Here is a 14013-nt window from a genome sequence, read left to right as displayed (position 1 = left end):
CCTTTATTTCTCATTAATGTCCATAAGAAAAGGAGAGGAATCTCTCCCCCTCCTTAACTAAACTAGAATGACGATGCGTTAAAGACCTTAGCCTTTTTCCAACTATCGTTTTCTAATACAGAATCTTTTACCATGTTGCTACTAGCAGGCAGCAGCATTGCTCCGATTCCAGTTGGTCCATTCACATATTCGATACCGTCAGCTGTTGGTAATTCTTTATCAGTTAATACCGTTTTTAATGGTTCGGAATATAGATAATGCTCTTGTTCTTTTAGGTAGTAGTACCCTTTTTGAATTTCTGGATGCCAATTCTTACTTGGGTCTTTTCCGTTAAGAGTCCCTACTAAGAACTTCTTACCGTTAATGTCTTGAACACTTGTTTCTACCCACAAGTCATTATCCTCAATAATATATCCGATGTTTTTATAGATACCATCATAACCTTCGAAAGATTGAGGAGTAGGAAGTTCTAACTTAAAGTCTTCTGTCGGTGTACAAACTCCGTCAAATACTTTTACTTCCGGTGAACGCCATACGATATCAGTTCCCATCTTTTCAAAGAATGTTGTATCTAAATGAACCTTTACAGTATTTACTTCACGACGTTTATAAACAACGATGTATTCTTCCCCGGCTGCAGGTTCTAATACTCCTGCTTGAGATGGAGACCAATCAATGTAGTTGCTCTTTAATTTAAAGTCACCAGTTTTTAAAGTGTCATTCCAAATATGGTATGTTACACTACCAACTTTTTTCTTACAAGAAACGATTTCAACAACATCACTTAAAGGAAGTGGATCCATTCCATTTGCATCTGCATTTCTTACCATTTCAGCTGTAAGAAGTTCGGAGGTTCTATACGTTACTTCAAGCGGTAAGTGTTTCCCATTCCAATTGATAGGGATAAATGATTCATTAATTCTAACACCATTCTTCTTATGAACAGAATCTTCAATAATGGAAATCTCATAAGGCATTGCATTTTCAAATTCAGCTTCAGGAGCTAATGCAGGAAGAATAATATTTGGAGGTACAATGATTGTATTCCCTACCTTTAATTCCTCAATTGAATCATTAGTCATCTTTAGATCCTGTACATGAACATCATATTTAGTAGCAATACTTTCCCATGTGTCTCCACTTACTACTACATACTCACGATTGAAATCTGAAAGAGTAGAAAGGTTGAATTGTGTACGAACAAATTCTCCACGGATATCATTCGCATTAATTACGCCTGTGTAAATCTTTTCTTCTGATGCCCAATCCACATACCCTTTTGGAGGCTTAGTAGGAACCTTAATACTTATTGGCTCACTTGAGAAGTCAGTAACGTTTACACCATGATCTTTGTCGTATAACGAATTATGACTAGACTTTTGTGTATACGGCGTACCGTTCTTGAAGAATAGAGAAACCTTGCTGTTCTTAGATATATTTGGAATTGTGATAAGCTGATCCTTCACCAATGTACCATCTTCATTCAACAGGATATCCTTATTGTTTGCCTTAATTGCAGTTACCGTTGTGTTGTACATTTCAGCAACATCATTTAGTGTTTGCCCATTAACAACCTTATGCAACTCGTTCGGCCATCCATTTTGAATGTAGTAACGGTACTTAAGATTTGATAACAAGAATGGTGTAAACGTAGAGTCTAATTCCCTCTCGTAAGGTCTTAGATACTGAACCTTCCCTGCACCATATTGGTAATGCATAAGGACTCCTGTTTTTTCTCCAAACTCCAATTTCCTTTGAATAGCTTTTGCGATTACTTCATCGGATGCAGCTATAGACTTTCCTGTTCTAGACCCTTTGCTTTCCTCTGATTTAAGGTAAACCATAACGTCAGAAGGTCTTCTTGTTTGATCTGTAAGCTCATATCTTTGTTGAGCAGAAGTAATTTGTTGCTGATTAAAAGGAATTTGATTTGATGTGCTAGGATACTTGAACGCATAATCACTAATCTTTTGAAGTGATTTTCTACCCGTACCTAAACTATCTACAGCAGAAACGTCCTTATTTATCACATTGACTACTTCCTTGTACAAGATGTTTTGATACACATCTATAAGGTCAACTACTGGTGTTCCTCTTACCGAAGAACGTGTCATTTCTACAGTTAAGAAATACGGTTGAGGAGAGAACTTCATTGCTCGGTCTTTTACATTCATTGGGTTATCAATTACTTGAAGAAGATTACGAGGATCTTTTTGATTCGTTCTTGTTTTTGAGAAGATATAAGATATCTTAGTGTTGCTTGCATCTTTTGGAGAGAATGCTTGTGTGTCCCAATTCAATAATGCAGTTGTCTTACTAAAATCAAACTTATTCCCTTCATTAATTGGGCCTAGCGTCACACTATGATTTGTTGCTCCGCGTTTTAATCGAAGACGATTCGTATTCTGACGATAAGGTGCTGTTATTGGACCCCAGAATATATTGTCTCTACTTGAAGAAGAACGAATATTCATTTCGGTACCGATTGGTTGCTTCTGAATAAAACGTATCTTATTAGCATATTTAAAGGTCTTTCCAACACTTGTCGCTACTTGTGTTAAATCGATCTTAACGGTGTAATCACCATCTTGGTCATACAATCCACTATCTTCTGAACGTAACTCAACCTTGTCGATAATTGGAGAAGTTGCATTATCTGAGGATAATAAAATTATTTTCCCTTGAACATAACGAACGTTTTTGTAAAGCGTTGCGCTCTGTCCCGTACATAGATATTCCTGTCCTTGAACAATTGTCTTAGTTAGAGTAATTGGTTCCCATTTCGACCATGTAGTTTTATTGGCAGAGGTACGAATCTCAATATTAAAGTCACTTGTTCTTAGTTTCCCGCCGACAATGATTGCATCTGCTGTCGTATCAAGTGCTTGGATAACTACTTTATAATCACCAAATCCGTAGGAATCAAAAGCGATTTTATCTACCTTATTAGGGTTAGTAAGAGATAACGTATTGATTGTTTTTGTTTGTTTCTCTACCCACTGGTATGTTTCTGCCACAAGTTCCTCTTTAAATAGCTTTGCTTCTATATTCTGAACACCAACGTTTTGAAGGCGAACATGGACTTCCAAATTGTCACCTGTAGCTAAGAATTCTACTGGTGTATTAGCAGTTCTTGTTTTAATATCCTTACCGGATACCGTCCATTTTGTTGAGTCAATTCTTGTAAACTCTCTGCTTGTTGCTGCGTAAAAAGTAGAAAGTAATTGTGCTTGGATTTTCGCATCGATATGATAGCTAAAAGGTTCTTGAGCATCAAATTCTTCTGTTAGATAATCTCCATAAAATGCTTTTAGTCGTCCATATAATGAACTAGAATAAAAGTTTCTTTGGTACTGTGCCAATCTGTGTCACCACCTTAAAAAAATAAAGGGGAGATTACTCTCTCCCTATCGATATTTTACGTAAAATTGGAATGTATAAGCGTCAAAACGCATGTAAGAGTATGGACCATAATCTGCACCAGGATGATAAAATGCAACCCCTTTGATCCACCCGTCGCGTAGACCTTCACCAAACGACTTATTAAGAGAAATCCAGTGAGACTCACCTCGATTAAAGTCTATTCTTTCTATCTTTTGGTGATTGTTTAAATCAGGACCATCCGATCCTGAAGGCAGATCCCATTTTCCTGCATAATTGTGCGCCCATACATGAAGGAAACGACCATCTTCCGGATATCCGTGTTCGGTATTTCTTCTACGAATATAAAGCTGAACGTCCAAAATCTCTTTTCCCTGCAATTTTTGTCTCCAATCATTGTGGTCAAGGAAGAATAAACATTTGTTATTGCCCCATCTTGTTCCTTTTTTAACGGCCATACCATCTTGAATCTTGTTTCGAAGCTCTACCCATTCTCCATGAAATACTTCGTTATCGTCGTATTCATAGCGCCACTCTGACGAATTTTTTCTAACTTGTCCGTTTTGTTTATAAATGACATAATCTGTACGCCAAGTTCTGCTTCCTGCACCCTTTTGGTATGCTTCAACAATTGGTCTTGGTTTTGTTCTACCACTAACGGTAACCCAAGGAGATGCACCCGCTCTGTTTACTGCTCTTACTTTTTGAACATATGTAGTATCGTAATTTAACCATATGTGTTTTGTAGTAAGACCATTCTCTCTTTGAGTTGAAGGATTTGGCCACCATGTAGGTATATATTCATAATACTCTGCAGTAGGAACAGCAGACCAAGCAAATTCAAGTTCAGTTTGAGTAGACCAATTTAAATATGGTTTTGGAGCTGAAGGGGGTTTTAAAGGGTCGATTTTTATTTGTTCGGGGAACCAATACCAATCACTAACGCTTCCGTTTATATCAAATACACGAACAGCGTAATGGTAAATACCATCTACATTCCCTGTTACATTATGAACATAAGCTGTATTCGGGCCATTGTAAATATCATGGTAATACTGGATAGCCCATTGATTTGACAAGTCGTTCTGTTGAACACGCAGATTGTAACTTGCTACACCAAGAGGAACGTTATTTACGTTATATGGTTTATAATAATTGGTTGACTGTTTTCGTCTTTTATCTACTGCATAAACTCTAAGTACGTAACGCGTTTCTTTTGAAGAAGAAAGATGTACAAAGCTGATGTGATCCATTGGGATATTAATTTTTCTTCCTAACGAATCTATATCTTCTACCCGATAAAGTAATGTATGAGTACAAGCTTCATCAGTGAAACCAACCTCTAGTTCAACCCTGTAATACGAAACATCCTCTGTCAATTCATTCAAGAAGTTAATCGTACACGTACCTGATTTAAGATCTGAGGGCTTCCAGTTGATATCAACAGATAAGTCTTCCTTGCCATTGTTGTATGCTTTTCCTTCTTTTACGTAAAGCTTCTCAAAGCCACCAAAGCTTAAATACACATTGCTTGGTTCTTTTGGTGGGATCTTAACAAGACGCTCAAAAAGTGTATATATCTTATGAATATCTTGAGCCCCTAGACCATCTTCAATGAGTCTCTGGATTTCATCTTGATAGGTACTTTCTTTTTTTGCGATTAACCATAGGATACTTTCGAGGTTTTCAAAATCGGTACGACTAGGAACAGTTTCACGAGTAAATAAAGCCAAAGCTTTTTCTAATGCATCGTTTTCTTCTCTAGAATCTATTACGTAATCTTCAAGTACTGAGGCAGCATTTTCTTTAATCTCATTAAAGTACTTGCGGGTTCCAATGTATTCGTACGCATCTGGTCCATCTGGCCACACAAGACCATCTTGTAGAAATATATTTCCGAATTTAAATCTTTTTCTTCCACTAAAAGCAGTCGAGTTATTAGCAGCTGTTACTTTTACTTCCCATTCATAATTCTGCTCTGGGTCAAGAACACCCTGGTGAGAAGTTATATCTACTTGGTTATCTGTTCCTGAAGAGAAGGTAATAAGGGCTGTGTTAGTGCCCGTCTTATATACCTTTACTTCTGCATCTTTCTGATAATCACTAGAGTTTTCTTTAATGAATGTCCATGAAAAAATGAATGAGGAAGGAACGTCTGGAGAAACGATGGAGTTAAAATTAGGAGATAACCCTTCTGGTCGTTTTGCCATTTATATAACATCCTTTCTTAGCGATCAAATACCGCTGGGTGAACTGGTTCAACAATCGCATAATCGAAACGAACTTTTACAGAAGAAGTTGTAGCTAGTTTTCGAACACGTATTTTTGTAGAACCATCATGATTGAAGATCAAGTAGAATGTTTTATATTGTCCACTTGTATCGAAGTCTGTTCCGTTTAAAGTAGTTTTGTTAATAACTTGGTTTGTCTTTGAGTTGACTGCTGAAATCTCAACAAGCCCATTAGAAGGAAGACTGCTTGCGGATAATCTCACAATCGCAACATAACGACCATAATGCATTCCATCTAATGGAGCATTTAATAGGTCTGAAGCAGCAGTAGCACCACTCTCAATTGCTTTGTTCAGTAACGTTTTTCCGTCAGCAACTGCGGTATTACCAGTTGAAGATGCATCATTAGAATCAAACTCTCTTGTCCATCGAGTGTTTGTTTTTCCTAACACTTTTAATTCTGCATTTTGTGCAATTGTTCCACCTGTTGTTTCGGAAATCTTATCGTTAATCGCCTCTGCTACTTTCGTATTAGAAGTTGATTCTACATAGATATCAGAACCAGTTATCCCTGTAGCAGTCTTTGTTAGATCAACGTTTGCCTTTGGAAGCTTACCTTGCACTTCCTGTGTAAGCATAATCTTCTCAGGCATACCAGGGATCCCTGAAGTGCTACCTAAGTGACGGTGTTGTTGAATTGTAGCATTTGTAGGTTTATCCTTATCAAACTTCCATACTGGTCCACCGTATCTCTTATCGAACTCAGCATACCAGTCATGAGTCTCAAGTGCGTCTATACGAGACTTAACTGTAGAAGTTCGTTTAAGGTTTAGTAGCGCATTTGGGTCTGTAATAGGTTTCCCGTTTACATCCTTTGGTGCGGCTGGCATTTGAGCCAACTCCCCAAGCATACGCTGTATTGCCATCGTAGCATCTTGCAGAGAGTTTACATGTTCAGCCATGTTGTAATCTTTAAGGTTTGTCCATCGTTGCAAGTTGGGGTTTGATTTAGAACCACTACGCTCATCGAATAATTCAGGGAAACGAGTAAGAACTAAATCGGGATAAATATTATTCCCAACTGCATTTTGTACTGATCCAGTTTCAGCCATTATTTATCCACTCCTTGTTAGTTTGGTAGGTTAAGAGATAAAGAACCTTCTCTGTTAACTCTTACGGATATACCTTGTGATCCTCTTAAGAATGAACCCTCTGTATCAATAACAGCAGAGAATGAACCTCTACCAAGAGTTACAGAACCGTTACCTACTTCTACATCGGCTAACGTTGTTTGAGTCATTGTATTGTTTAAGGTAAAGTCTTCGTCAGTTGTTAATTTGTAAGACTGAGGTGCATCATTCTGATCGGTCCAGTCCACTATAAGCTCTTCTAAAACAGGTGTCACTGTTCTATCCGCAGTTTTCATGTCTACATGAATTTTAATTTTGGGTTCTTCGTTATTGTGAAGAACATCTTCACCTGTAACAACTTCCATACCAGGAGATGTATTATCACTAAAAGTGTATCCATAGCGATTATCCCAAGTGATGTGAGTTTGATATAAGAACTCACGTAAAGCGACTAATACGTAATGTAGTGGAATAATTTCTGAAGACATTACTGTATACTTGTAATCTTCCAATTCGTATTCATCATTAGGTATTTTCCCTTTCGCCACTATCTTGTATTTGAATTGTATTTGTGGGTGATTCTCTTCTATTTGTTCTTCTGTACCATGTAAGCCAACATAAGTCTTAAACTCACGAACGGGAGACTCTTCTTTCGGTGCGGTTACTAATAAGTCATCTCCGCTACCAATACCTGATTGTACTTCGTTGTCTTTCCATGAAGCAGAGAAACCATCCCAAATATGAGGTAGATAATGGAACCCCATATTATTCTCTTCAATACTTCTCCAATAAGCTTCTCCCCAGTTCATATGATCCCAAGAAAAACCTAGATTGCTATTAATCTGATTTACGTATTGGATATATGTTTCGGAAGGTGTACCATCTGTATTCATAAGTTTTGTTTGAACATACTTATCATCAGATAGTGAGCCTAATTTAACTTCCGATTTATCAATACCTAGTTCTCTACTAATACCATTGATTAATCCTTGCTTTGTTGCTCCGCCAGGATTCTTAAAAACATCTAAGATACGATTCTTAAAGTCTCCGTTTCTTTCACCTGGTAATCTAGAAATACCTAGTAACATACCGAACTCATCAAATACATTCCAGATATGATGAAGCATATATTCATAGTGAAGGGTGTCCCCTACTTCAATTGCATCGAATGGTTTGAAGATATTATCTTTCATATAGTAATCCATTACTTTGATATATACATAACCTTCGATAGTATCAATCATGTAGGAGTTGTCATCACTCTCAAAAAATAGTCGTAAAGTATCAGCCGGCATACAGTCTCTTCGTACACCGTCGATAACTAAACGAACGTGGAGATCTAGTGTCTCAATATCTACAACATCACGAGTAGCAAGCGGAATCTTATAACAGTAATCGGCCTTTTGTAAGTTTGTTGTACCAATGTACATGTCGTTCCAAGCTTGCTCTATGTATCGTTCAATCTCTGATAATTCAACACCAAATGCATCTAAAAACAAGGCCCCTACTGATTTTGGATCTTTGGCCATCTTCATCCATTGCGGAAGCATGGACATCATACTTGTTGTATGTTTGTTTAACAATAGTGTCACCTGCTTTCTATGCTACGTTAATTTTTCTTAAGAAGTATCGTTCTTCTAATGAAGGCTCAACATTCTTAATGAAGTATTCCTTTTCATTAACAACAAGTTTTTTAAATTCCATATCTAGAATTTGTTCGCTTGTTTCCATTACACGCTGAATAATTTCATTGATAATAATTGGGGAACCCATATTTAATTGCTTCATGTACGCTCCGACATTTTGAATAACTTTGTTGCGGATGTGTTGTCTTTCAAGAGAAGTTGTTTTTGAGTGGAAAATTAAGTTGAGGGTAATATCAACGGGGTTGTACTCACTTGTTTTTACTTCTACATTCATACCATAAGCAGCTACTTCATCTATAATGCTTTCTACACGAGTTAATAGGTCGTTTTCAATTGGATAGACTTGAGGAGTAACATAGCAAGTAAATGAGCCTGTCCCTCTTGTAAATCTTTTGAACTGAGCATCTGCAACGCCATCAATTCTCAGTGTTTTTAAACGTATAGCAATTAAATTTGCATTCTGTTCAACAGATACTTGATTAGAGATTCTTGCACGATAGTTGTCGTCCGATTCATCTCCATCACGAGTACAGTTTAACAGTTCACCAATAAGGTCTAGGTATCCACCTGTTGATGTTGAAACAAAGCCCATCTGAATAATTAGCTCTAATTCATCGTAGAATGGACTAAATTCGTCTATCATTACTTCTGAAAACATTCGAGCAATGGAACCTGGACTTGTTTCAGTAATTCCACCATCAGTTCGAAGTCTTGTTAATACATCTTCGAGCATTTCATCTTTTGATTTTCTCATTAACTGTTCACCTCATATTCTGATAACAAACCATGTTCTAAATTAAATAGAACCGGCATAACTAGATCCGTTACTTTTCTTCTTACAGTTATATAGAAAAGTATTTCACTAGAACTTACAGGCACAGGCCTAACATCTAAATCACCCGGAAGTATAAACTTGTCACCTGTTAGACTTTTTTCAATTAGAGACTTTCCTAATTCGCCTGTCTCTCTTGTATTAGGGAGACCCACTAGTTCGGATAAATCAGCTCCTATATCCTTATGGATAAACCAGTCTGGATTGTCGGTTCTTAATCGGTTGAATATTACTTGCTTCTCACTTAAGTATGATACTTGTAATGGAATATCTCTTATTAATAAACCTTCTGAGCTATCTGTTGAGGTATTCCCTACCGAATCAACATAGAGCAATTCATCAAAGTCATTGAAACTAGGAGAACCAAGTTCTAAATCTCCTTCCGGTGAAAAACGAAAATCGACTTTCATTTGTTATCCTCCTCTCTTTATTCTTGAAGTTTCTATTCCTAGATCTTCAATCATGGATGTAACTTTTGCGTCGTAATAATGTTTTCTCTGTTGCTCTTGGAATAAAGGAACATTAATGTTACTTGGTCCATCTTGTAGCATAGAAACCATAGAAGCTTTTGGAATGTTTCTCTGTTCCCCTACCTTATCGCCATAATACAAATAAGGATTTAGGTTGTGATTATTCCAAATGAACCCGTATGGTTTTGTATGCATTCTCATTTCTTTTGTAGCAAAGTGAATGCTATCACCATAAAAGATGATTCCATTATCTTTCGCGTCTAAACGAATACCTGTATCTTCATTAACAAACATTTCAATAGAACCGTCATTACAAAGCTTAAAGGTTGATCCTGTTACGGGGTGTTTTAATGCAATTTCATCTTCACCAATAAATTGCCATTTCTCTAATTCCTTCTCTAGACTTTTTGCATTAAAGTTAACGAGTTCATTTTGCAATACTTGTCGCCAATAAGGATAATGAATATCTTTGTCTCCATCTCCATATGTTTTATTTACATATGCTTCATTCATCGGAATCCTCCTTTCTAAAAAATACGGGATTGGCGAATCGTTCTTCCACCATAGGGGCTTAGATAATTGTCATCACTATGATTTGCCTTGTATACGGTAGATATATAAGGTGACTCCTTGGATTTGTTTTTAAAGGAGATTGAAACCCTATCACCGTTTTTAACAGCTTGTGTAAATACGCCATCTCCATCTTTCGGTAAAGAAACGTTTTTCATTGTTCGTAAAGCATGACTGTTTTCATCAGAGTAGACTACTTCACATGTTAATTTCGTGTAATCTACTTGAATCACATAACCTTCAATCGTTCCTTGTAATCTATTCAAAGATGGTATAACTACTTTGCTATAAATAGACTGATGGATTTGACTGTTAAAGTTCATTGAGTTACCCACTTTCCTGGTCCACCATAAATAGGAACTCCATCATACATAATGTCTTTTCCTTTTGGAGCAATATCTAAATGAATGAACCCTTTGTTGTTTTCGAAGTCTCCACCAATTGCGATTGATCTCACACCTAATTGCCATGCACAATCTGCAATTTCTCTTACCTCGTCTATACTTTTCACAAGGATATCAATTGCACAACCTGCTTCATGTGGTGAGAGTTGACCTTGGTTACTAAAGCGGAAACCACTAATAACCTCAAAGTAAGGTTTTTTGGTTTTCAAAAGCAAGCTTTCAAACAACCTTTTTGCATCTGAGGAATAAAGATTACCTTCATGACCATCGTATTTGTCACTATGAATAAATCTTTCTTTATTCAAAGAAACCATCTTTTCATACTTGGTAGTTCTAGCCCAGCCAACACGATTAAGAAGAAAAAGGTCTCTTGTATCATTGCTTTTTCTCATAGAATCCCCTACGAATGGAACTGGTATATACGGATAAGAACTTCTGTATGCTAGGTCAATCAACTTCTCTTCTTCTGATAACTCAGCTCCATCATTATCATAATGGGGATGCATTGGCTTTTCGTTACCTTCTTCTTTCTCATCTGCTTTTGCTGAGAACTTAGCTTGTGGTGTAAAGGAATTAACTTCTATAGACGATGCTGAAGCGCGGACATTTACATAGTCTTCAGGATTTTTAGTAGTTCCTCTCCTGTTATTAACAAAGTCTGTACAAACTTCAAAATGTAAATGGACACCTGTTGATTCTCCTTGCATACCCATATTTGCAATATGCTGTCCTCTTTTTACTGTGTCACCGGTTTTTACTTTTAGTGTACTAGGGTGCATATGGCCATAAATCGTATATAGGTCATCTTTGTGTTTGATAACTATCCAAGTACCAAATCCACCTACCCCACTTCTAGCTTGAAGAACAACACCATCTCCTGCAGATAGTATCTTACAATTGGTATCACCAGGAGTATTAGGAGCTAAGTCCACTCCGTTATGGCTTGTTCCCCAACGGGCTCCCATAACAGAAGTGAATCTATATGACTTAGGTTCTGCAGGTACGGATAGTTCACCCGAACCTGAGAAGTTACCAACTCCACCTTCTGGTTCTTTTACTGCATTCCCTTGACCTTCAGATTTTTTACTAGCATCAGAAGGTTTTTCTTCTACTTCGTCTTCATCGTCATTAAGTTTAGGGAGATTAAATTTAGCAAGGAACTCTTTTCTTTTTGCATACTCTTCCTTACCAGCCTTAATTTTTTTCTTATAACTCTCGGTATTATAAGTTTGCTTGTTTGTAGCCATAACGGAATGCACCTGCCTTTAATGTACCTGGTCCTCTATAGATTGGTAGATTATCATATCCCCAAACTGATTCTGGTCCGATATCAACATGAACAAAATTAGGCCCAACCGCAATTGAACGAAATCCTGTTAACCATGCAGTATCAGCTATGTAAACTGCTTCTTCCGTAGAATCAGCATATATATCCATAGATATACCAATAGAATGAGACGACTCTCCATCGGAAGGATCAAACCCCCTAGCAATCCTTAACGTTCTGTATCCAAGTCGATCTTTAAGAAGACGAAAAGCTTGTCTTGCTTCACTTGTGTAAAAATTCTCTTGAGGTCCATTTAGATGAATGAATTCATTTGGAGATAATGGGGTATAATTTTTTTTCATGTCATAACTGGATGACATTTTAAAGTCTTCCACATAGCTTGATCTTGTGTATTCTGGGGCAACAATTCTGCTCTCTTTTAATTTTGCAATAGGGATACTTATCTTGGTCGCAAAACCTTTAGCGAATAATAATTCCTCTTCGGTTGGTGGGAACTTAACGGGGTATTCAATAACATCTTCTCTTACCGGATCTTGATAAAGGTCACATCCAGATGCGAAATTCTCTTCAATCTCTTTATTTGATAAAGGTACTGACTGGACAGAAAATGCACTTGCCTTCGCCCCACCATTTACTAAGCCCATAAACCAGTTTTTATCAACTCCAGTACCCGGACAGCTTTTTGGCTCTTGACCATTAATTAATCCTTCGCGGTGAAACTTCACACCATTTGGTCTACCAGCAAAGTATTTAGCAATCGCAACAGCAGACTCCAACTGTTTGCCTTGCAAAGTATCTTTACCTTTATCAAAGTTTCCTATCATTTCATACATGGCGGGGTGATTAGCAGCTGTACCATTATAGTTTTTTGCACTACATGGTACGGATGAAATATTTCGTCCAAGAATTACTTGTCCATCTACACCGATAGTAAAGTGTTGAGCGATATCGTCCCAGCCATTTGTTTGTGTATGGAATCTTCTCATATTGTCATTTAATGTTGCTAATGACACACCTTTAGCCTTTGTATGGTCTGGGTCCCAAGTATGGTGGACATAGATTCCATTAATCATAGTTGTATCTACAGTATCCAAGAATTTAACTGCTTCTGCACCGCTTGCAAATGTTTTTCCGTACTCCCATTTTCCGCCTGTTCCTTTACCACCAGCAGAGGATGAACTTCCACCACTTCCACCAGATAAAACATCCAGAGTTAAAATTGTATCTGTGTATGCGTCTCTTCCAAAACCTTTATACATAGCAGCTACTTGGTTCGCATAAACATATCCACCACTATAAACTTTATTTTCCACACCATCAGGCACACTAAAACCGTTATACAACCAGGAAACCCCATGAACGTTTTGTTTTAACTCAAACCCTCGACTTTTATATCTGGAATATTTGTCCGCAGCCCTAGAGATAACACCTCCAGCATAATCATGTTTTGATTTAAGAATCATGCAACCTACATAGATATTGTAGACGGGGTCGCTACATGCTTTACCAAAATCTAAACCTAGATTACCAGTAATTTCTTTTTCTGTTTGCATTAATCCAACACAGTTAGAAGAGTTTGGTGTTTTAACGTGGTCCCCACCAGATTCTGTTGCCATAATTACTTTAATCATGAGAGGGTTTACACCAGCTTTTGCTGATTGTTCTTTAATATGCTGATTCCATTGATCAGTACCAGCTACCTTGCCTTTAAGACCGTTTTGGTAGACCCCTCCGTTTAGAAGTTTGTCAGTGTAAACGTCTGGTCCAGTGTATTGAGCAACTGTAGGTAATTCTCCATTGAAGTTTACTCCGGCACCTCCACCTGATGCTGCAACTTCTCCACCGCCATCTTTTGGTTTCTCTTTTTTCTTTTTGAGTGAGAAATCCTGTAGAAACTTCTTACGTTCCGCATATACTTCTTTCGCCGCTTTTATTTTCTTTATATACATTTCTGTGTTATAGGTTTGTTTGTCTTTTTGTGCCATATAGCTACTCCTCCTTATTGTGATAAGCTAACCATTTATTTTGATTTTCGCTATAGTTAACAAAAAAAAAAGAAGA

The 14013-nt window shown here is 37.3% G+C and carries 10 protein-coding genes; all 10 read right to left on the bottom strand.

Annotated elements, in window-relative coordinates:
- Positions 1-62: 62 nt before the first annotated feature.
- From MKY90_RS28445 to MKY90_RS28400, 10 genes are read right to left on the bottom strand one after another with little or no spacing between them, the layout of a single operon-like run.
- Positions 63-3362: a LysM peptidoglycan-binding domain-containing protein gene (locus MKY90_RS28445; RefSeq protein ID WP_341093510.1), complete on the bottom strand. Its 3300-nt coding sequence runs from the start codon at positions 3360-3362 to the stop codon at positions 63-65.
- Between the two features lie 45 nt (positions 3363-3407).
- Positions 3408-5591 carry a glycoside hydrolase family 78 protein gene (locus tag MKY90_RS28440; RefSeq protein WP_341093507.1) on the bottom strand — a complete coding sequence of 728 codons (2184 nt, stop codon included), beginning with the start codon at positions 5589-5591 and terminating at the stop codon, positions 3408-3410.
- Positions 5592-5608: 17 nt separating this feature from the next.
- The gene (locus tag MKY90_RS28435; protein WP_341093504.1) at positions 5609-6724 is read right to left on the bottom strand and encodes a hypothetical protein; all 1116 of its coding nucleotides are present in this window, start codon (positions 6722-6724) and stop codon (positions 5609-5611) included.
- A 17-nt stretch (positions 6725-6741) separates the two neighbouring features.
- Positions 6742-8325: a hypothetical protein gene (locus MKY90_RS28430; protein ID WP_341093502.1), complete on the bottom strand. Its 1584-nt coding sequence runs from the start codon at positions 8323-8325 to the stop codon at positions 6742-6744.
- A 16-nt stretch (positions 8326-8341) separates the two neighbouring features.
- The gene (locus MKY90_RS28425; RefSeq protein ID WP_012259978.1) at positions 8342-9142 is read right to left on the bottom strand and encodes a baseplate J/gp47 family protein; all 801 of its coding nucleotides are present in this window, start codon (positions 9140-9142) and stop codon (positions 8342-8344) included.
- Positions 9142-9630 (bottom strand): hypothetical protein, encoded by a 489-nt coding sequence (locus MKY90_RS28420; RefSeq protein WP_341093498.1) that lies wholly within the window; start codon positions 9628-9630, stop codon positions 9142-9144. Before MKY90_RS28420 ends, MKY90_RS28425 begins: the two co-directional genes overlap by 1 nt.
- 3 nt (positions 9631-9633) lie before the next feature.
- Positions 9634-10203, bottom strand: coding sequence for a hypothetical protein (locus MKY90_RS28415; protein WP_098168853.1), 570 nt, complete (start codon positions 10201-10203; stop codon positions 9634-9636).
- 14 nt (positions 10204-10217) lie between these two features.
- Entirely contained in the window at positions 10218-10583 is a 366-nt protein-coding gene (locus MKY90_RS28410; protein WP_098168852.1) for a hypothetical protein, read from the bottom strand.
- Entirely contained in the window at positions 10580-11911 is a 1332-nt protein-coding gene (locus tag MKY90_RS28405; RefSeq protein ID WP_341093494.1) for a M23 family metallopeptidase, read from the bottom strand. Before MKY90_RS28405 ends, MKY90_RS28410 begins: the two co-directional genes overlap by 4 nt.
- Positions 11886-13937 (bottom strand): transglycosylase SLT domain-containing protein, encoded by a 2052-nt coding sequence (locus tag MKY90_RS28400; protein ID WP_341093492.1) that lies wholly within the window; start codon positions 13935-13937, stop codon positions 11886-11888. The genes MKY90_RS28405 and MKY90_RS28400 overlap by 26 nt, the downstream gene beginning before the upstream one ends.
- Between the last annotated feature and the right edge of the window lie 76 nt (positions 13938-14013).

The organism is Bacillus sp. FSL P2-0099, from assembly GCF_038007445.1.
Classification (GTDB): Bacteria; Bacillota; Bacilli; order Bacillales; family Bacillaceae_G; genus Bacillus_A; species Bacillus_A mycoides.
Note: the sequence above shows the minus strand (reverse complement) of the source record. Positions and strands in the feature narration are given on the sequence as shown.